Annotated in this window: 22 protein-coding genes; 16 read left to right on the top strand and 6 right to left on the bottom strand. The window is 33.8% G+C overall.

The annotated features are described in order from the left end of the window. Positions 1-18: 18 nt before the first annotated feature. Positions 19-873 carry an AraC family transcriptional regulator gene (locus tag K0R77_RS12830; RefSeq protein ID WP_300352957.1) on the top strand — a complete coding sequence of 285 codons (855 nt, stop codon included), beginning with the start codon at positions 19-21 and terminating at the stop codon, positions 871-873. A 187-nt stretch (positions 874-1,060) separates the two neighbouring features. Here the strand turns inward: K0R77_RS12830 and lipA are convergent, their stop codons facing one another. Next, a complete protein-coding gene (lipA, locus tag K0R77_RS12835) occupies positions 1,061-1,927 on the bottom strand; it encodes a lipoyl synthase (RefSeq protein WP_047445627.1) in 867 nt (288 codons plus the stop codon). Positions 1,928-2,035: 108 nt separating this feature from the next. Here lipA and K0R77_RS12840 point away from each other — a divergent pair, with 108 nt between their 5' ends. Next, positions 2,036-2,668 (top strand): hypothetical protein, encoded by a 633-nt coding sequence (locus K0R77_RS12840; RefSeq protein ID WP_300352962.1) that lies wholly within the window; start codon positions 2,036-2,038, stop codon positions 2,666-2,668. A 109-nt stretch (positions 2,669-2,777) separates the two neighbouring features. Here the strand turns inward: K0R77_RS12840 and K0R77_RS12845 are convergent, their stop codons facing one another. Beyond that, entirely contained in the window at positions 2,778-3,338 is a 561-nt protein-coding gene (locus tag K0R77_RS12845) for a sigma-70 family RNA polymerase sigma factor (RefSeq protein WP_300352965.1), read from the bottom strand. A gap of 149 nt (positions 3,339-3,487) precedes the next feature. Here K0R77_RS12845 and tyrS point away from each other — a divergent pair, with 149 nt between their 5' ends. Beyond that, positions 3,488-4,783, top strand: a complete 1,296-nt coding sequence (tyrS, locus tag K0R77_RS12850; RefSeq protein WP_300352967.1) for a tyrosine--tRNA ligase — start codon at positions 3,488-3,490, stop codon at positions 4,781-4,783. A gap of 69 nt (positions 4,784-4,852) precedes the next feature. Here the strand turns inward: tyrS and K0R77_RS12855 are convergent, their stop codons facing one another. After that, on the bottom strand, positions 4,853-5,287 hold the full coding sequence (locus K0R77_RS12855; RefSeq protein ID WP_300352969.1) for a hypothetical protein: 435 nt from the start codon (positions 5,285-5,287) through the stop codon (positions 4,853-4,855). 277 nt (positions 5,288-5,564) lie between these two features. Between K0R77_RS12855 and K0R77_RS12860 the strand changes: the two genes are divergently transcribed. The 3 genes from K0R77_RS12860 (at position 5,565) to K0R77_RS12870 (ending at position 8,142) form a co-directional block, all read left to right on the top strand. Then, positions 5,565-6,203 carry an alpha/beta hydrolase-fold protein gene (locus tag K0R77_RS12860; RefSeq protein ID WP_300352972.1) on the top strand — a complete coding sequence of 213 codons (639 nt, stop codon included), beginning with the start codon at positions 5,565-5,567 and terminating at the stop codon, positions 6,201-6,203. 87 nt (positions 6,204-6,290) lie between these two features. Continuing rightward, the gene (locus K0R77_RS12865) at positions 6,291-7,616 is read left to right on the top strand and encodes a PDZ domain-containing protein (RefSeq protein ID WP_300352974.1); all 1,326 of its coding nucleotides are present in this window, start codon (positions 6,291-6,293) and stop codon (positions 7,614-7,616) included. Between the two features lies 1 nt (position 7,617). Beyond that, complete coding sequence (locus K0R77_RS12870) at positions 7,618-8,142, top strand: hypothetical protein (protein ID WP_300352977.1); 525 nt, start codon at positions 7,618-7,620, stop codon at positions 8,140-8,142. On the opposite strand, the gene K0R77_RS12875 is transcribed toward K0R77_RS12870, so the two are convergent. Beyond that, entirely contained in the window at positions 8,139-9,152 is a 1,014-nt protein-coding gene (locus K0R77_RS12875; protein ID WP_300352980.1) for a L,D-transpeptidase, read from the bottom strand. The genes K0R77_RS12870 and K0R77_RS12875 overlap by 4 nt on opposite strands. Before the next feature lie 311 nt (positions 9,153-9,463). Between K0R77_RS12875 and pruA the strand changes: the two genes are divergently transcribed. The 4 genes from pruA (at position 9,464) to K0R77_RS12895 (ending at position 13,135) form a co-directional block, all read left to right on the top strand. Next, on the top strand, positions 9,464-11,089 hold the full coding sequence (gene pruA, locus K0R77_RS12880; protein ID WP_300352983.1) for an L-glutamate gamma-semialdehyde dehydrogenase: 1,626 nt from the start codon (positions 9,464-9,466) through the stop codon (positions 11,087-11,089). 177 nt (positions 11,090-11,266) lie between these two features. Continuing rightward, positions 11,267-11,473, top strand: a complete 207-nt coding sequence (locus tag K0R77_RS12885) for a cytochrome C551 (RefSeq protein WP_300352985.1) — start codon at positions 11,267-11,269, stop codon at positions 11,471-11,473. Positions 11,474-11,559: 86 nt separating this feature from the next. Then, on the top strand, positions 11,560-11,817 hold the full coding sequence (locus tag K0R77_RS12890) for a hypothetical protein (RefSeq protein WP_300352987.1): 258 nt from the start codon (positions 11,560-11,562) through the stop codon (positions 11,815-11,817). A gap of 157 nt (positions 11,818-11,974) precedes the next feature. Next, positions 11,975-13,135, top strand: a complete 1,161-nt coding sequence (locus K0R77_RS12895; RefSeq protein ID WP_300352990.1) for a thioredoxin family protein — start codon at positions 11,975-11,977, stop codon at positions 13,133-13,135. 209 nt (positions 13,136-13,344) lie between these two features. Here the strand turns inward: K0R77_RS12895 and K0R77_RS12900 are convergent, their stop codons facing one another. Further along, complete coding sequence (locus K0R77_RS12900) at positions 13,345-14,367, bottom strand: 3-oxoacyl-ACP synthase III family protein (RefSeq protein WP_300352992.1); 1,023 nt, start codon at positions 14,365-14,367, stop codon at positions 13,345-13,347. Between the two features lie 78 nt (positions 14,368-14,445). Here K0R77_RS12900 and K0R77_RS12905 point away from each other — a divergent pair, with 78 nt between their 5' ends. From K0R77_RS12905 to K0R77_RS12925, 5 genes are all read left to right on the top strand, one after another. Next, on the top strand, positions 14,446-15,345 hold the full coding sequence (locus tag K0R77_RS12905; RefSeq protein WP_300352995.1) for a CorA family divalent cation transporter: 900 nt from the start codon (positions 14,446-14,448) through the stop codon (positions 15,343-15,345). Positions 15,346-15,655: 310 nt separating this feature from the next. Next, positions 15,656-17,242 (top strand): patatin-like phospholipase family protein, encoded by a 1,587-nt coding sequence (locus K0R77_RS12910; RefSeq protein WP_300352998.1) that lies wholly within the window; start codon positions 15,656-15,658, stop codon positions 17,240-17,242. A gap of 166 nt (positions 17,243-17,408) precedes the next feature. Further along, positions 17,409-18,128, top strand: a complete 720-nt coding sequence (locus tag K0R77_RS12915; RefSeq protein ID WP_300353001.1) for a hypothetical protein — start codon at positions 17,409-17,411, stop codon at positions 18,126-18,128. A 17-nt stretch (positions 18,129-18,145) separates the two neighbouring features. Then, positions 18,146-18,700 (top strand): hypothetical protein, encoded by a 555-nt coding sequence (locus tag K0R77_RS12920; protein ID WP_300353004.1) that lies wholly within the window; start codon positions 18,146-18,148, stop codon positions 18,698-18,700. A gap of 196 nt (positions 18,701-18,896) precedes the next feature. Next, on the top strand, positions 18,897-19,265 hold the full coding sequence (locus K0R77_RS12925; protein WP_300353006.1) for a glyoxalase: 369 nt from the start codon (positions 18,897-18,899) through the stop codon (positions 19,263-19,265). A gap of 69 nt (positions 19,266-19,334) precedes the next feature. Here K0R77_RS12925 and K0R77_RS12930 read toward each other — a convergent pair whose 3' ends face one another. Next, on the bottom strand, positions 19,335-19,886 hold the full coding sequence (locus K0R77_RS12930; RefSeq protein ID WP_300353009.1) for a DNA-3-methyladenine glycosylase I: 552 nt from the start codon (positions 19,884-19,886) through the stop codon (positions 19,335-19,337). A 178-nt stretch (positions 19,887-20,064) separates the two neighbouring features. On the opposite strand from K0R77_RS12930, the gene K0R77_RS12935 reads away from it, so the two are divergent. Then, complete coding sequence (locus K0R77_RS12935; RefSeq protein WP_300353011.1) at positions 20,065-20,574, top strand: hypothetical protein; 510 nt, start codon at positions 20,065-20,067, stop codon at positions 20,572-20,574. Positions 20,575-20,650: the final 76 nt, after the last annotated feature.

Raw genomic sequence — 20,650 nt, forward strand, 5'->3', positions numbered from 1 at the left:
TAATCAAAATAGAACCTAATGAAAATTCAGAAAGAAGACATTCATTTTGAAGAAAATAAGTCTTTCAAAATTTTTGAACCATCGATGAGACACCGCTTTTTCTGGCATTATCATCCTGAAATTGAACTGGTTTATGTGGAAGCCCTCAACGGAATCCGTCATGTAGGCAAAGATATCTCTGCCTTTATGGAAAGTGATCTTCTTTTGGTAGGTTCCAATGTTCCGCACCTTAATTTTGATTACGGAATTGAAACCGAATATAAACAAATCGTATTGCAGCTTAAAGAAAATTTCATGCAGGAAATCATTCTTCCTGTTGCTGAATTTGATGATATTAAAAAGCTTTTAGACCGTTCCTATTTAGGGTTATCCTTTTTCGGAGAGACAAAAAAAATCGTTGCAAAAAAACTTTATTTAATTAAAGAAAAAAATCATTTTGAATCTTTCATTGCCCTGATGGAAGTTTTGCAGATTCTCTCTCAGTCAACCGAAGTGAGAGAGCTGAATAAAGAAGATACCCGTGTAAAATGGTTTTTAAATGATAAAATAAGAATGGGAACCATCTATGACTATATCAGCGAAAATTATGATAAAAACCCGAACGTGAATGTGATTGCCGAAATAGTAAGCCTGAGTACACCTGCATTTTGCCGATATTTTAAAAAGCAGACCAATATGACGTTTACAGATTTTGTGAATAATTACAGAATCAATCAGGCAAAAATGCTATTGCTGCAGAATTTATGCATTAGTGAAGTTTCTTTTCAGGTAGGCTTTGAAAGTCTCTCCTATTTCAATAAATTATTTAAAAATTACATCGGAGAAACGCCGACTGCTTTTAAGAAAAAGCATTTGAATAAGATTGAAGATTAATTTTAAATAAAATTTAAATAACAAATTTCTCCAGTTTGTTATTCCGTAGGAATCTAAGCTTATGTATTCGAGATCTTTTTGGGAAAATCATTGTCTGGATTCCTCCGGAATGACAAACATATCTTTGACTCTATTTAATCTTTAACCATAAAAAAATCGCTCCAAAAATGAAGCGATTTATATTTTTTTAATGAATATGTTTCTCTGCGTGATAAGAACTTCTTACAAGAGGCGAACTTTCAACGTGTCTGAAACCTAAACTTCTTGCAAAATCACCGAATTCATCAAATTCTTCTGGTGTTATGAATTTTTTCACAGGTAAATGTTTTTTAGTCGGCTGCAAATACTGCCCCATTGTAATAACATCTACATTCGCATTTCTGATGTCTTCAATAGTCTGAAAAACCTCATCCTTATTTTCTCCCAAACCAAGCATTAATCCTGTTTTCGTTCTATTTTGTCCAGCTTCTTTTAAGTATCTTAAAACTTCAAGGCTTCTTTCATATTTCGCCTGAATTCTTACTTCTCTTGTCAGACGTTTTACAGTTTCCATGTTGTGAGAGATCACTTCCGGTGCTACATCAACCATTCTGTCCAAATGCTTTGTCAATCCCTGAAAATCAGGAATTAGGGTTTCCATCGTAGTTCCGGGAGAAATTCTTCTTACGGCATTTACGGTTTCACCCCAAAGAATTGATCCCATATCTTTCAAATCATCTCGGTCAACAGAAGTTAAAACGGCATGCTTGATTTTCATTAATTTGATCGAACGGGCTACTTTTTCTGGTTCGTCCCAGTTGACATCCATTGGTTTCCCGGTTTTTACCCCACAAAATCCACAGCTTCTGGTACAGATATTCCCCAAAATCATGAAAGTTGCCGTTCCTTCTCCCCAACATTCACCCATATTCGGACAGCTTCCGCTTTGGCAAATCGTATTTAATTTATATTTATCAACCAAAGTTCTTAATTCCCTGTAATTCTTTCCTGTGGGAAGTTTTACGCGAATCCATTTTGGTTTTTGAACAGTAGTATCTTGAACTAAATTCTCCATTTATTTCTCAAATTGAGCTTCAAAGTTAGTGAATTTTTTATCGAAACAATCAAAGACAGACATTGATGAAACATATAATTTCGTAATTTTAAACCACAATTTTTTCTCATGAAGACGACATTTTGCTTTCTATCAATTATTTTCAGTACATTTTGCTTCGCCCAAAAAGAATTTCAACCCGCAGGTTCAACGATAATAGAATCGATTGACGGTGATTTAGACGGTGATAAAATCCCTGAAAAAGTGATTATTTATAATACAAAAGATACGACCGACATGGGAAATATCCGTGAAATCCAGATTTTGAAAAAAATTAATGGAAAATGGACAATTCTGGAAAAATCTACAAAAGCAATTCTTGAAAGTAATGGTGGCGGAATGATGGGCGATCCTTATCAGGACACCCAAATAAAAAAAGGGATTTTGGAAATAACCCAAGCCGGCGGAAGCAGTTGGAAATGGGGATATACAGATAAATACAGATTTCAAAACGGACGTTTTGAATTAATTGGTTATGATTCTACCTCTGGAAAACCTGAAGAATATTTTTCAACTGTAGAATTTAATCTTTCTACTGGGCAACTTAATTTTGAAAAAGAAGTTGAAAATACATCTGAATATGGTAAATCTAAAAAGGAAACTTTTATTAAAAAGGGATTGAAAATTAATCTTCAAAACAGAAATCAGGAAAAACAAAGAGAAATTGTACTTCCTAAGACTAAAGAAAAAGTATATTTATAATTTAAAACTCATTTTGTCATCCCGAAGGAATCTAAACTTTATTTTTAATACTTTATTGAGATTCCTCCGGAATGACAAACTTTATAAATAAAACTGTAATCATTTCACTTTAATTATCTTCAAAATCATTATTCTTCAACAATTCCGCTAAAACTTTTTTTGCACGCATCACACGAACTTTTGTATTGGCAACAGAAATCCCCAATTCTTCTGCAATTTCTTTGATACTTTTTTCCTCAAAAAATCTGAGCTTAATAATATCCTGATAATTAGCATCTAATGACTCAATGGTTTTGATGATTTTTTTCTGTTCTTCATCCGAAATCATCAATTCTTCCGGAGATTTTGCATATTGGTTTTTAACTTCCTCTAAATTTTCTGTTGGATCCTGATTTTCTCTGGCTCTTTTTCTCCAAAAATCAATAATTGTATTTTGAGCTATCGTTAAAATCCAGGTTTTGAACTGAAAATGAGGATCGTACATATCGAGTTTTGACAAAACTTTTGAAAAAACATTGACGGTAATCTCGTCAGCATCATTTTCATCACGTACTTTTTTCATTACAAAAGAAAAAACATCCAGCCAGAAAACATTGATGAGCTTTGTCTGCGCTTTCTGGTCTTTATCTTTTGCCTTTTGAATGAGGGAAAATAATTGTTCGGGGTTCATTACTAACAAATTTATTAAAATTAAAAGATTAAAGAATTAAAAATTAAAAGAAATTGGATTTTAGAGATTTAAACTTAGTTGCAGAACAGTCTGTTATTTAACATTCCATATTTTACTTATCTTTGCACCTTAAATTTTAAACAAAAAATATGAACTCTTTTATTGAAGAACTGAAATGGCGAGGTCTTTTTTCTGACATGATGCCCGGAACCGACGAACAACTGAATAAGGAGATGACCACTGCCTATATCGGATTCGATCCTACCGCAGATTCTTTACATATCGGAAGTCTTATTCAGATCAAAATTCTGGCTCACTTTCAGCAGCATGGTCACAAGCCGATTGCTTTGGTTGGTGGTGCAACAGGAATGATTGGCGATCCTTCAGGAAAATCCGCAGAGAGAAATCTTCTTGATGAGGAAACCCTTTTGCATTATGTTGACTGCCTGAAAAACCAACTTTCAAGATTTTTAAATTTTGAAGGGAATGAAACCAACAACGCAGAATTGGTGAACAATTATGATTGGATGAAACAAATTTCTTTCCTTGATTTTGCTAAAAATGTTGGAAAAAACATCACTGTCAATTATATGATGGCAAAAGATTCTGTGAAGAAAAGACTTTCCGGAGAAGCAGGTGTTGACGGAATGAGTTTTACAGAATTTACTTACCAATTAATTCAGGGATATGATTTCCTTCATTTATATCAAAACAATGGCGTAAAGCTTCAAATGGGAGGTTCTGATCAATGGGGAAATATTACCACAGGTACAGAACTGATCCGCAGAAAAGCGCAGGGAACAGCATTTGCACTGACTGTACCTTTGATTACAAAAGCAGACGGATCAAAATTCGGAAAATCTGAAAGCGGAGAAAACTATTGGTTAGACAAAAAGAAAACTTCACCTTATAAATTCTACCAGTTTTGGCTGAATGCGACAGATTCTGATGCTGAAAGATTTATTAAATTTTATACTTTTTTAGGAAAAGAAGAAATTGAAAATTTAATTGAAGAACATCAAACCGCTCCACACGAAAGAAAACTTCAAAAGAAATTAGCTGAGGAAGTTACTGTTTGGGTTCACGGTAGAGAAGAATATGAAAGAGCTGTAAAAGCTTCTGAAATTCTTTTTGGTAGGTCTACTGCGGAAGATTTGGTAAGCCTTGATGAAGAAATATTTTTAGAAATTTTTGATGGTGTTCCTCAAAAAGAGATACAAAAAGCTGATGTTTTGGGAGTAAACATTCTTGATTTACTTTCTGAAAAATCAGGATTTCTTAAATCTAAAAGTGAAGCAACAAGAGAATTGAAAGGAAATGCCATTTCTATAAACAAAGAAAAAGTAAATGAAGTCTACACCGCTAACGAAACAGACTTGATTGACGGAAAATTTTTGCTTCTTCAAAAAGGAAAAAAGAATTATTTTATTATCAAAGTGATTTGATTCTTTAAAGATATACAAAACAAAAAACCGCCTGTTGGCGGTTTTTCTTATTTTTATTTTAATCTTTTCTTATAATTCTAAAAAGCTGTGATCAATAGATGCATCCTGTGTTCCTGATCCTGTAGCAGTATCAGATTTAGCAACTACACCGTCAACATAAAGAGTAACAATCAATTGAGAATCTGGATTTGGTAACACTGCATTTGCATCTAAGTTAAGCTGAGACTGGCTGGAATTCACAAAAAACTCATCACTTTTCCAACTTACTCCCGGTGGATCAAAAATAGTATTCGAGCTTACACCAACCTGTGTAATGATTGTTCTTAAAACCGGATCTCCCGATCCTGTTCCCTTTGTTGCCTTTACTTCAAATTGCACCAAATGTTCCTGAAACTCGTCTTCGTCGTCTTCTTTACAAGAATTCATAAATGAAATAACTGAAAATAATGCGACTACTAAAAATGAAAGTCTATGTAATTTTTTTGATGTGTAAATTTGCTTCATTTCTCCAAATAGATTTTTAATGTTTCAAATATAGGTTTTTTATCAATATAAAAATAACTTTTATGAAAATTTTCCAATAAAGATTTACAAACAATATCAAATCAATAAAAGATTCTGAGGCAGACAAATTTTAAAATTTAAATCTTCCAAGCAAGCTTTTAAAATTAAAATAAATCATTATTAATTATCTTTGCTCCTTAAAATCGCTGAAAAAGACAAGCAGAAATATCCTTAGAAGAAAGCGATTCCAAATAATTAAAAAATAGATTCCTATCATATGAATTTAGATTACATTGTAAGAGAACCTGAGAATATCAATTCGAAAACACCTATTCTCTTTATGCTTCATGGCTATGGCAGCAATGAGCAAGATTTGTTCAGTTTCAGAGAAAGTCTTCCAACTGACTGGATTCTGGTGAGTTTCAGAGCTCCCAAAACAACTCAATTTGAGGGTTACTCATGGTTTAACATCGATTTTAATAACCCTGAACAGTTTATTGATATTGATCAGGCAAAAGAAGCACTGGAAAGCGTTTTGGAAAATATCATGGCAATCACCAATAAATACGGACTTACTGAAAACAAAACACATCTTTGCGGATTTAGCCAGGGTGGAATTTTATGTTACACTTTGGCATTAAAATACCCTGATCTTTTCAATTATGTTGCCTGCCTGAGCAGCTATCCCGAAGAAAAATTGTTAACTGACATTGTGAAAGACAAAAAGAAACTGGAAAAACTTCGATTCTTTGTGTCTCACGGAACTGACGATGCGATCATTCCTATGGAATGGGGAAGAAAAGCTGCCGATCTTTTATATGATCTAAGCTGTTATTTCACTTTCAGAGAATATATGAGCGGTCATGGAGTCAACCAAAAAAACTATATAGATTTAATGGAATTCTTTTCAAAATAAAAGAGCTTTCATCAATAATATTAAGACATTCTCATCAATTGAGAATGTTTTTTATTTATGTATGAATTATTTCACTACTTTCATTAGATGAAACTTCGGCAAATTTTATTCATTATTTTTTTTAGCATTTTCACAAGTGCTCAAAATAGTTTTGAAATAAAAGATGCTAAAAAAGTGGTGATTCCTTTTAAGCTAATCAACAATTTAATTTTCATTCCAATCACAGTAAACGGTGCTGAATTCACATTTATGTTAGACACAGGAGTTGCCGAAACTACCATTTTCAGTCTTGAGAATAAAGAAATGAGGCTTTCACCATTAGAAAAAATGCGATTTTCCGGACTTGGAGGAAGCGAAAGCATAGAAGGCTTTAAATCTGACCATAATCTTGGAAAGATCGGGAAACACTTCGTTAATGATTCTTTTACGTTATTTATAATTCTGGATCAGGATTTTAATATTTCATCTCACATCGGCATTCCTGTGAATGGAATTATCGGATATCATTTTTTCAAAAATCATCCGGTTGTGATTGATTATGCATCAAAAAAAATTACGGTTTATCAGGATAGAGAAATGTTCAGAAAAAAAGTGAAAAAGTCTGATGAACTTCCGATTTCTATTGAAAGAAATAAACCTTACATTTTTACTGATGTCGAAATGACGAATGAAAGAAAAAGCTCAAAACTTTTAATAGATCTTGGAAACAGTGATGCAATATGGCTCTTCCCTACTCTCATCAAAAACTTTGTTTACAATCGACCAAATATTGATGATTTTCTCGGAAGAGGTTTCAACGGAGATATTTATGGTAAAAGAAGCAGGATTCACAATTTTTATTTGGGTGATTTTAAATTTGAAAAACCATTAACGGCGATGCCTGACGAATTTTCGATTCAGCATGTGAGTTTAGTCGGTGACAGAAAAGGTTCGGTAGGTGGGGAAATCATGAGAAGATTTACTGCAGCTTTTGATTATCCTAATCAAAAATTATATTTAAAGAAAAACGGAAATTATAATGATCCTTTTCATTTTAATATGAGTGGCTTAGATTTTCAGCAGGACGGTATGCAGTGGGAAAAAGATCTTGTAAACCTTGAAACTAAAAGGAAAGACAATGGCACAATGGGAGTTGAATTAATTAACAACAGTTTGCAATATAAATTTGTTTTAAAACCCTTATTTTCGATTGCGGGTGTAAGAAAAGATTCGCCGGCTGATAAAGGAGGATTGAAAAAAGGAGATCAGCTGATCTCAATCAATGGAAGAAAAACCTCAGAAATGACCCTTCATAAAATAATGGATATGATGAAATCTGATGAAGGGAAAACAATAAATATGGTTATTCTGAGAAAAAATCAGGAACTTCGCCTCGGCTTTACATTAGAAGACCCAATCCCTTACCAAGAATAATATGCAAACAGAGGAAACGACATTAGATAAAATAAGAAACCGCCCGAGATTCAAGATGTTTACTCATCTGAGCAAGGAAACGTATGCCGAGAATCTGAAAAAATATCTCGCTGAGCACAAAGGTGAATTTACAGGAAACATCAACAAAGAGATGGCAACAATTTGCGTGGAAACTGAATACGATAATTACTGGAAACCCCGATTGTCACTTCGTACAGAAATTGAAGACGAGCAAACTGTCATTCGCGGAGTTTTTGGACCAAGTTCTGCTGTATGGACATTTTTTATGTTTCTGTATTTCCTTTTTTCAATTTTATGGATGACATTTTTCACCATGTATTATGTTGAAAAGCAAATCAAAAGTTTCGAATATCCATGGGCTTTGAATGCTTCTTTTGTCATGCTGTTCTGTATAGCTGCGACATATGCCGCAGCAAGATTCGGGCAGGCTAAAGCCAAAAATGAGATGAAAAAACTAAGACAATTTGCTGAAGAATCTACACTTCAGTTTGAAAAGAAAATCTAGTTGGAAGCTTCCGGTTCTTCAATCGGAGCCTTTACTTCCATAGCTTTAGCGGCTTGTATAGAATCTGCAACTTTTTCTCTGTTAGTTTGCTCAGCAACCATTTTCTCAACATGAGGTTTGATCAAATTCGTCATTTCTTCAACAGAAATATTGTTTGCGTTTGGGTCGTTTAAAAGATTTCTCCACGGCTTTCTCTTACCCCACGGATAATCTCCGAAAACGATTACCGGAGTACCATTTGCTTTTTTGGTTGCGCCGCCCGGATTTAAAATCCATGTATCTGCATAATTATATAACCATTTTGCATCATTCATCAATAATCTTAAACAAGAATGTGAAGCAGGATAACCCGGAAGATCATATTGATGCCATCCGATTCCGCCTGTATTGTGAATATTAAAATTGTAAGGTAATTTCCATTCACTTTTTACGGTAGAGATCGCTAACTTCTTTTTCCAGTTGGCAAACATCAAACCTCTCGTTGTCTGAGCAGTTTTTTTACCCATACTTGTAGGTCCCCATTTCACCAAAGCCCCATTGGAATACACCGCATAAGCCTGAATAGGATAAGAGAAAACAACAAATTTCTTCACATCACTCAACACGTCAAGCTGCATGGGAAAAGGTGAATAAGCCATCAAAGTGGTATCGATTTTTGCAGGAACAACCAATGTATCGGAATTCCATTTGCTTTTTGAATCTAATCTGTTTAATGCTAAAATTGCATATCGCTCTCTTTCTGTATATTTTTTACTGAAAATTGCATATAGAGAATCTCTTTGCTTTTTATCTTTTGGAATTGGAAATGCATTGTAAAAACCATTTTCCTGTATGGCAGGAGGTACAGATTCTTTCACTTCAGCTTTGGTTGCTAAAGAATCTGGTTTTTCATCGTCTGATAAAGTTCCTGAAGAAGTATTTTGTTGTTGATCGTCTATTTTTTCGTTGTCCTTCTTACATGAAGTAAGCAATAACGCAAATAATAAAGTGTATAAAAGTGATTGTTTCAAAAATAATTTTTTCATAAATATAAAGAGGTCATTGAGTTTGAACTAAAGATACAAATATCAGACCTAAAAATATTTAAAATAGAAAAATATTTCCCTACATCTTGTATTTATTTGAAATTAAAAATTTTACGAATTAAATTAATGATTTTAATTATAACATTTATTGATCTCAGATAAATGAAAAAGTTTTTTTTAATATAAATTCAAGCAGAAAATCATCCAAATCAGTCTTTCCAAAATTGACAGCAGACTTGAATAAAAGTTGTAAATTTGTAACATTAGCAAATTATATAAAAATAATACAACGTAATATGTCAAAAGCAATTTCGCAAGTACCATTTGCAGTAAACGAACCGGTAAATTCTTACGAACCGGGTTCTCCGGAAGTAAAATCTCTGATCGCTCAGTACAAAAAAATGTGGGCACAAAAAATTGAGATTCCAATGGTTATCAATGGTAAAGAAGTAAAAACTGACGATAAAGTACAGCTTCAGTCTCCTCAGGATCACGCTCACGATTTCGGGTTTTATCACAGAGGAACAATGCAGCACGTAGAAGATGCCATCAATTCTGCATTGGCTGCTAAAAAACAATGGAACGAACTAGGTTGGGAACACCGCGCAGCGATTTTCTTAAAAGCTGCTGATCTTTTGGCAGGACCTTACAGAGATGTAATCAATGCTGCAACAATGATCGGACAGTCTAAAAATGTTCATCAGGCAGAAATTGATGCTGCTTGTGAGTTCATCGATTTCTTGAGATTCAATGTAGAATTCATGACAGAAATGTATTCTGAGCAACCGGTTTCTGACACGGGAATCTGGAATCGTGTAGAATACAGACCACTAGAAGGTTTCGTTTTTGCGGTTACTCCTTTCAACTTTACAGCAATTTCCGGAAATTTACCGGCTTGTATGGCAATGCTTGGAAATGTTGTTGTTTGGAAACCTTCAGACAAACAAATCTATTCTGCAAAAGTAATTATGGATGTTTTAACAGAAGCAGGTCTTCCTGCAGGAGTTATCAACATGATATTTACAGACGGTAAAGAAACTGCTGAGAAAGTTCTGGCTCACAGAGATTTTGCAGGACTTCACTTTACAGGATCTACAAAAGTTTTCCAGGGAATGTGGAAAATGATCGGAGACAATATTCACAACTACAGAACGTACCCGAGAATCGTTGGAGAAACAGGTGGTAAAGATTTCGTCATTGCTCACCCTTCTGCAAATGTAGAAGCTGTAGCAACAGGTTTAGTAAGGGGTTCTTTCGAGTATCAAGGACAGAAATGTTCAGCTGCTTCAAGAGCTTATATTCCAAGATCTCTTTGGGCAGATGTGAAAAAAGTAATGGAAACCCAAATCGCTTCAATTAAAATTGGTTCTCCGGAAGATCCTTCTAATTTTGTGAATGCGGTAATTGATAAAAACTCATTTGAAAAATGTAAAGGGTATATCGAAAGAGCCGAATTATCAAGTAATGCAAATGTAATTATTGGCGGTAAATGTGACGATTCCAAAGGATGGTTTGTAAGTCCTACCGTGATTGAAACAACTGATCCTCAATACGAAAGTATGGTTGAAGAAATCTTCGGACCTATCTTATCAGTATATGTTTACGAAGATCAGGATTGGAAAGAAACACTTAAAATCGTAGATTCATCTTCTCCTTATTCGTTGACCGGTTCTGTATTTTCACAAGACAGATACGCAACAGAAGAGGCGTTCAAAGCGTTGGAAAATGCATCAGGAAACTTCTATATCAATGACAAACCAACAGGTGCAGTTGTAGGACAGCAACCTTTCGGTGGTGGAAGAGCTTCAGGAACTAACGATAAAGCAGGTTCTAAAATGAACTTATTAAGATGGACATCTGTAAGAAGCATTAAAGAAACGTTTGTCTCTCCTAAGGATTACAAATATCCATATTTAGGATAATTATTAATAAGTAACAGCTCATTAAAATAAAGAAAGCCCTGGAATTTATTCCGGGGCTTTTATTTTGATCAGAATTTAACAAGAATTTAATATTTTTATAATTAATTAATAATAAAACAAAAACTTTTCGGAATAATTATTGAATATACCGTTATACACCATAAAAAAATAAATATTATGAAAAAGCTATTGTTATTAACCTTAGGAATAGGATTTATTGCAGCAAGCTGCGGTACAAAAGAAAAGCAAATGTCATCCAGTAACACAGATTCTACAATGGTAGATACAACAATGCAAGTTGCGCCACCTGTAGCAGATACGATGACAACAATGCCGGCAGATACTATGAAAGTAGATACTACGGCAGCTCCTGCAACCAGATAAAAAGTCTAACGTAAAAATGGAAAGTCCGCAGATGAAAGTTCTGCGGATTTTTTTATATTTGAATTATAAACATTAAAAAATTTACTATGAAAAAATTATGGATAGGAACAGTTTTAGGATTGTTAGTTTTTGCAAGCTGTGCAGATAAAAAAGAGAATAGAGAAGAATTCAAAGCTGACCATAACAAAGACTCGATCAGAAATGATATGGGAGATTCAGCAGTAGCCAACTCCGAACAAAATGCTGCTGATACTACAAATTTAGCAAACGATACCATTAAAAAACCAACAGATTACGAAAGCAAAGAATCACGTCCGAACACAAAAGTAGGAGGTTCACGATAAGATAAAATCCACAGAAATTCTGTGGATTTTTTTAGTTTAAGACAATTTCATACAGATATTTCTAAAGATTTTAACTAAATTTTATGAATTGAATTATTGATAATTATAAAGCCTTATGTTGACATAATTATTACATTTGCATCAATAAAAATATTTCATGAAAAAAACAGCAATATTATCATTACTTTTCTTTGCAGTAATTGCATTCGGACAGGGAATCAAATTTGAAGAAGGTAATTTTAAAAGTCTTTTAGCAAAAGCTAAAAAAGAAAATAAACTAATTTTTGTAGATGCATATGCAGTTTGGTGCGGACCGTGTAAATTGATGGTGAAAAACATTTTCCCACTGAAACCAGTTGGTGATCATTACAATGCACATTTCATCAATGCAAAAATTGATATGGAAAAAGGTGAGGGAATTGAGCTTGCAAAAAAATATAATGTAAAAGCTTTCCCTACTTATTTATTTATCAACGGTGACGGCGAGGAAGTTCACAGAACTTTAGGATATGTAGAAGAAAATGATTTCATTCAGTTTGCAAAAGATGCTGAAGATCCGAACAAAAGACTGACAGCTCTGAAGCAGAAATTTGAAAAAGGTGAAAAAGATCCTGAATTCCTTAAAAACCTTGCAGGTCTTACGATTTACAATGATGCAGACTTTGCAGGAAGAGTTTTAGACCGTTATTTCAGTGCAAAAACAACTTTAGATAAAGACGATGTTCAGATGATTCTTTCAGGAACACAAAGTACAGAAAGTCCTTTATATAAGATTTTTCAGAACAAAAAGGAAGAAATCATCAAAGTTTTCCCAGCTGAACGTTACGAAATGGTTGATAAAAATATCAAGCTGACCACGATCATGAAAAAAACGTATAGTGCAGATACAAAAAAATGGAACGATGCTTATTTTTATGCTGAAACTCAGAAGTTTTTGACAAAAGAAGAATCTGAAAAACTATTAAAGAAAGCAAAATCAAACAGAGCTCTAAAAGACAAAGATTTTGCGACATATGAAAAAATGACTCTTGATCTTTACAAAGATTACTCTGCAGCAAGCTCAGAAGAATTAAATTCATTAGCATGGAATTTCTTTGAAAACGTCAACACAAAATCTTCTCTTGAAACTGCTGTGAAATGGGCTCAAGAATCTGTAAAGAAAAATGAAAATTATGCTAATACAGATACTTTAGCTAATCTTTACAACAAAGTTGGTGACAAGAAAAATGCTAAACTTTGGGCAGAAAAGTCTGTCGCATTAGGAAAAGCTTCAGGCGAAGATACCACAGATACAGAAAAAATATTAAAGAGTTTATAAGCTGCTTTAATCTAAAAACATAAAAAATCCGCGGAAATAAATTTCAGCGGATTTTTTATTTACTGACCCATTATAAATCATCGTCAGTTCGAGTAGCGAAGCGTATCGAGAACCCTCGGTTACACAGTGAAAATTTCTCGATACGGTTTTCTTCAAAAACCTACTCGAAATAACGAATCTTAAAAATTTCAACACGTATTTCTTATCAATTAATATTCAAACAACACGCTTCCCCACGTAAATCCACTACCGAAAGCGGATAAAAGCACCAAATCACCTCTTTTAACTTTACCAAGTTCGATCGCTTCGTTCAATGCAATCGGAATAGACGCTGCGGTTGTATTTCCGTATTTTTGGATGTTGTTATGAATTTTTTCGTCCGGCAAACCAAATTTCTGCTGTACAAACTGAGCAATTCTAAGATTTGCCTGGTGTGGAATAAACATATCTAAATCTTCAACCGTCTTTCCTGCTTTATTTAAAGCCTCCATCATGGTTTCAGGAAATCTTGTAACCGCATGTTTGAATACAAAATTCCCGTTCATAATCGGATAAACTTCTTTATCAGTTACATTTTCAGGCTCTTTTCTCATTCTGTCGCTCCATCCGTATTTAGATCCCGGAAACTGTGTACACAGTTCATCTGCATATTTGCCTTCAGAATGCATATTCATAGCTAAAATATCTCCCGCATTTTCATCTTCAGTTGCAGAAAGTACAATTGCTCCTGCCCCATCTCCGAAAATTACAGAAACTCCTCTTCCTTCATCAGAAAAATCGAGTCCGAAAGAATGAACTTCTGCTCCAACAACCAGAATATTTTTATAGGTTCCGGATTTTATGAAAGCATTGGCAACACTCATTGCATACACAAAACCAGAGCATTGATTTCTCACATCCAAAGCACCGATCGTATCACAACCCAGCATATCCTGAAGCAAAACGCCACAGCCAGGAAAATAATAATCCGGTGAAAGTGTAGCAAATACAATATAATCAATATCTTTTGCCGTTAAACCAGCTTTTTGAAGTGCTTTTTCAGAAGCTTTAAAACCAAGAAATGCTGTGGTTTCCTGTGCATCATTCCTATTGATTCTGTGTCTTCTTTCTTTGATGCCAGTTCGCTCTGTAATCCACTCATCATTTGTGGTCATTAATTTGGCTAAATCATCATTGGTGACAACATGATCCGGAACATGAAATCCGATCCCTTTTATTGTACTTTTAATCATATAGTTTGTTTAATTTTGGTAAAGATAAAACTTTATTTTACACATAGGTTTTTTTAAAATTTATAGTATTTTTACTTTATGCCTATCAATACAATTTACAGAGATTCGGGATGCGAGTGGATAGACGTAGAAGCGCCTACGGACGAAGATATGAAGTACCTTCATGAAAGATATGAGATCAATAATCTCCTTTTGGAAGACACTTTAGACCCCAATCATTTACCCAAATATGAGGAAGACGGAAATGTGAAATTTTTCCTTTTGCGTGAAAGCACCGAGCTTGAGCGTAAAAACCTCAACACCATCAGTGACATCAGTACCAAAATAGGGATTTTCCTTTTAGAAAAAACCATCATCACGGTGCACAGGATGAAAGCAAAAAGTATCGCGGAAACCAAAAAAACACTTACAGAAAGTCAGGATAAAGTGCATACCCATAAAATAGCACTGATGATTTCATTGGTCATTATGAAAAGTTTTGATGATGAAGCCATCAGTCTTTTTGAAACGATGGATAATATTGAAAATGAAATTTTCCTTAAAAATACCAATCACACCACCCAAATCCGGAGACTGTATAAATTAAAACGTAAATCAGGATTAAATTCTCGAGTCTTAACGATTTCAAATGACGCAATTGACAAGTTTAAATTGTTGGATCTCGAAGATTCTGAAGTAGTCGATTTAAAGGATAAGCAAAAAGATGTTGTCGCTGATTTTGATCATTTAAATATCCAGATTACCAACTTGATTTCAATGTTTTTAGCACTTTCTGATCAGAAAGCCAATCAGGTGATGAAAGTTTTAGCAATCTATTCTGTTTATTTTTTACCAATCACATTTATTGCAGGATTGTATGGAATGAACTTTGACAATATGCCCGAACTGCATACAAAACACGGCTATTTTTATACGTTAGGACTTATGGCGGCGATTGTGATTTGTACATTTATCTATGCTAGGAGAAAGCAATGGTAATTCATTTTAAGTTATAAATAGTGTTTGTCATTCCGTAGGAATCTCAACAGCAAAAATTGTAAAGTCTAGATTCCTGCGGAAATCAAAGATTCGACGAAGTCAATGATAAACTAGCGTAGATTTTTAATAATTAATCGAAACTAAACACCAAACCAAAGTCATGAAAATCAAAATATATAATATGTTTGTCATTCCGTAGGAATCTCAACAGCAAAAATTTTAAAAGTTTAAATTCCTATGGAATAGCAAACTGAGCTTATATTTTTTAAGTAATTCTTTCAAACCCAACAAAAATCACCACACCAAAATCATGAAACCCGAAATCCTTCAAAAGATCCTTGAAGATGAAGCACTTTCTCAGGAATCAAAAGAAAAGCTGAGCGCTTTGCATGAAAACATTTCCACCAAAGAATTTTCTGATCTTCTGGATGCTGAAGGAAATCAGTATGTGGAGTTTGTACAGGAAGGCGGCGGAGTTTGGGGAAGTGCACTGGTCGGTTATCTTTACGCACTGGAAATCTTCGGAATACGTTTTCTGAAAGTGGCAGGAACCAGTGCCGGAGCGATCAATACAATGCTCATTGCTGCCTGTAAAACCAAAGAAGAAGCGAAAAGCGATGTAATCAAAGATATTCTTTTCAACTGGGATTTTTCAGATTTTATGGATGGGAAAAGCTATGTGAAAACGACCATTCATGCGATGCTCAATAATAAAAACTTTTTCAGGATCAATTTAATTATTGCCATTATTCTTACCGTCGCATTGATCAGTTTACCATTCATTCTGTCTTCAGAAAGCACAAGGGAAGCAAAACTTTATTTTTTAATACCGCTCATTCCTTTAATTATCATCCTATTTATCATCAAAAAACTCTACCTGAATTTTCAGAAAAGCAACAGCGGGCTCAATCCCGGAAATGTTTTTCTGAAACAGATGACCGATGTAATGAATGGATTCGGCATTAAAACCGTTGCCGAGCTCAACCAGAAATTTATTCAGACGGAAGACAAGATGAATCTCAACTACCGTTACGGAAATAGCATGGAATATTATACCAATGCGCTCAACGGAATTGAAGATATCAAAATGAATAATCTCGAACATATTGACCAAACCCGTTATCGCATATTTTTCGAAAGCGCCGAAAACAATGATTATTACAAGAACAATCCGTTCTATGGTTTGCAGTCGGAATATGTTGTTATCACTACCGATATCAATGCTAAAATAAAAGTTGAACTCCCGACAATGGCAAATCTCTATTGGTCTGAAGAAGAGCTGAAACACATCAGTCCGGCTGAGTTTGTGCGGGCTTCGATGTCTGTACCTTTCTTTTTTGAACCCATGCAGAAGCTCATTAATAAAGACGATGACTCTGTAAAATACGCCTGGAAATTCTGGATGAATACCCCAAAAGAGGACATTTATCCCGTCGGGATTTTCATTGATGGCGGTACGCTCTCCAATTTCCCGATCGATCTTTTTCACATGAATGACATTTTCTATCCGAGACTTCCTTTGTTCGGGGTACAGTTAACGAGTGACTCTGAAATTTTAGGCGAAAAAGGAAAAACAAGTGAACAAATTCTGAAAACTCCCCTCTCTTACGCCGGAAATATCATCGGAACTTTAAAAGGTTTTAACGACAAAACATTTCTGACCAAATACTCTTTTTACAATCTTTACAGCATCAAAACAGTCAATTGCGGAACGAGCAGCTGGCTCAATTTCTTTATGAAAAGAGAGGAAAAAGAACAGCTCTTCAACGCCGGATTTATCGCCGCCCTTGATTTCCTGAATCAATTTGACTGGGCAAAATACAAATGCGAAAGAATGATGGTAGCCATGAAAGAGAAAAAGATTTTGAAGGAAGAGGATACGAAGACGGTGGGGTGAGTTTTTAAGAATTTTATCTCACAAAGCAAAATCACTTCCTAAAGATAAAGTAGACTTATTTTTGACCAATTATTTATATCTTGTGATAAATAAAAGATTTTTATTCACCAGAAATTGAGTAGAGCGATTATTCATTTCAAATTAGTTCGTAAAAATAATACAAAACATGGATAGCAACAAGATTGGAATTGAGGGAGAACAAGCAGTGAATGAACTAGCATTTAATACATATTTAAAATATTGGTGTTTTCCAAATCCAAAAGATGATTTTGGAGACAAAAAGGAGATTTGTGATTTACTAATATGCTTTCAAAACCATCTTTTGATAATATCCATTAAAAACTATTCTTTTAAAGGAAATTATGAAAGATACTTTAAATCTACACTTGAAAAAGCTGTTTCACAAATCCATGGCGCAGAACGCAAACTCCTAAATAAAAATTCTCTTGTGAAATTTAGTCATCCAGAAACTGGGATTTTTGATTTCCATCCAAATTCCTATGATAGTATTCATCGCTTAATTATAAATCTTAATACTGTACCATTATTCCATCCTGGTGGCATTGAAACAAAAAATCAAGAATTCTGTCATATTTTCAATTGGCATTCATTTCTTGGGTTAGTAAATGAACTTGATACAATACCAGATTTCATAAGTTATTTGGTCAAAAGAGAAGCAACTTTTATAGGGAAAGAATTTGTTATGATGCTAGGAAATGAAGAAGATTGGGATACGGAAACCAATGACTCTTTTTTTAAATATAACAGTTCTCTTATAAACGAAAATAAACAGTCCATCCTTTTTTCTGGTAGTGAACTTGACTTGTTAGCAGACTTTTTTTTAATGGAAGAAACTTTAGTAAAAATTTCTATTCAAATGATGTAAGTGGTTCATTTCTTCAAATGGACGGAAAGTGGCAAAATTATCTATCACGGAAAGAAGTTGAAAACAAAAAGGAAGAAGATAAAGTAAGCTATTTTGTTGACGAATTTGTAAAACGAGAAGTTCTTTATAAAAGTGATTCAAATAATATTAAAATCGCAACGGAATTACTCTCATTAAGTCGTTTTGAAAGAAGAGTTTTTGGGCAAACCTTTTTTGAGTTTTGGGATCGTTACAAAGATAAAAATGGTTATTTTGTTGCTAGGAGATACGGAACAGTTAACGATATTGTCTTTGCTATGGTTCTTCATGGTAGTGAGATGGAGCATGATCACATTATGATTTCAACTCAATTAGCAGCTGAAGGATTTTGTGTTTGGGATAAATATAAATCAAAAAAAATTGTTCTAATTTCTACTTCTAATAAACTAACCGACTTTAAATTTGGAATGATTGAAAATGTTGAACCTTTTCCAAAAGAGAAAGAATTAGAAATAATAGAAGATTTAAAAATATTTAATTGGTTCCAAAATATTGAAAATATAATTGCAAATTTTAAAGAGTATCCAGAATAACATCTGTCGGTATTGGGCTTTATTGCAATTCTACAAGGCTCAGGAACTAAACGATTCGGTTGTTTAGATTTCTAAAGAAGAAGCTGAAAGAAGAATTAATGTAGTCTTGGGCAATTAAAATAGCCAAGATTCTTCCTTCGTCAGAATGGCAAACAGTGATTTGTATTTTATTAACTGAAATTAATCAACACAAAATATGACTACCAAATTAGATTTAAGAGAAAATTTAAACCTACCCAATTCAGAAACAACCACTCCCGCAGAAATATTTCAAAACCAAACCCTACGTCCCATTTTAAAATTACAGAATGATTTATATCTGTCGCTGTTTATAAACTATGCATTACGACAAAAAGCAGATTTCAGTTTACTCTCGGCTTTTAAAAAGCAAGTATTTATCGAACAGAGTCTGCAAAAAGATGCTGTGCTGAAAAACACTTTCATTGGGATGACCATAGGGATGTTTACCTTAGAGGAGCTGGAGACTTACCACTCTGACAGCAAAGTTTTCAATAAAAGAATCATCACGATGCTGATAGAAAGGTTGAAAAATCAGATGAAGTAAATGAAAAAACTGAATTTGAAAATAAAATTCTAGAGATTCTTTCTTCGTCAGAATGACAAATTATGAAGATTATTCTTTCTTCCACATCGGGTCATACTTCAAAATCTCCTCATTCACCACACAATCTTCTGCATGAGCGCCTTTCAGAAAGCCAATGCTCATCAGAAATTCATTCACAATCTCTCCGCCGGTAAATTTGAAAGTTTTTTTGAAAAGTTTCATCCATTCCTGTAAATTTTTCGGATGATGATGTTCCAGCCATTTTTCAAATGAGCCAAATTCTTTTTGCAGTTCGATAATGGTTTTTGCATTTTCAATCGCAGCGTTTACTTTTAATTTATTTCTTATAATTCCGGTGTCATTTAATAATCTTTCTCTGTCTTCTTCAGTGTAAGCGGCAACTTTTTGAATATTAAAATTATCATACGCTTTTCTGAAACCTTCTTCCTTTTTTAAAATTGTTTCCCAACTCAACCCTGCCTGATTGATTTCCATAATCAGTCTTCCGAACAACTCATTATCATCATGAATCGGAAAACCATAATGGTTGTCGTGATAGTTTTTATGCAGTTCTTTTCGGCTTTCGGGCTGCATTCTTTCGATTACTGAACAATAACTCATTAGAATAGATTTCTGTTTTGGTTAAATTTATTTAAAGTATATGCAAAGATAAGATGTGATTGTGACAACTGTTAGTCAGCAGGGAAAAATTTAAGCTTAAAATTTTATAATTATAAGCCAAGCTATAAGTAATTTAACTAATTTCGTTTAGCATAAAAACCACCAAAAACAAATTATTATGAAAAATTCCATCCTTTTACTTTTTATATTATCAGTAGTGAGCTTCGGAACATTCGTACATGCTCAAAAAATTGCTGACGGAGAAACTGTAGATGTCAATGGTATGAAAGTCAGTTTTAATATTACCAATAAAGAAAGCGTACAGGTTGGCGGAAAAGCTTTTGACCGCTACAAAGTTTCGGCTTCGGTAAAAAACACATCAGACAAATCTTATAACATTCGTCTGACTTCTTATCCGCAAATTGTTTTAGATACAGGAATTGTAGAACTCGACTGTATGAATGCTACGGGAGCAAAACTGACATCAAAAAAGATTCAGCTTAAAATGAAAACCCAGATGATCAATGTAAGTTATTCTTCTTATGATAAGTCCGGAAAGTCGGTTACTAATATTCTTCCTGTGATCGGAAGTTATTATTTTGATTCTGGAGATATAATCAGTGATGATGCCATTTTTATTGTTCCTGCAGGAGAAAAACCTGAAGTGAATGTGAGAAGTTTAAGATAGAAATTAATATTAAGTTTTAAACAAATTCAGACAAAGCAAATCATTACTAAGTCTGGAAATCAGACAACACTTTTTT

It is taken from the genome of Chryseobacterium sp. (genome assembly GCF_029240215.1).
Lineage (GTDB): Bacteria > Bacteroidota > Bacteroidia > Flavobacteriales > Weeksellaceae > Chryseobacterium.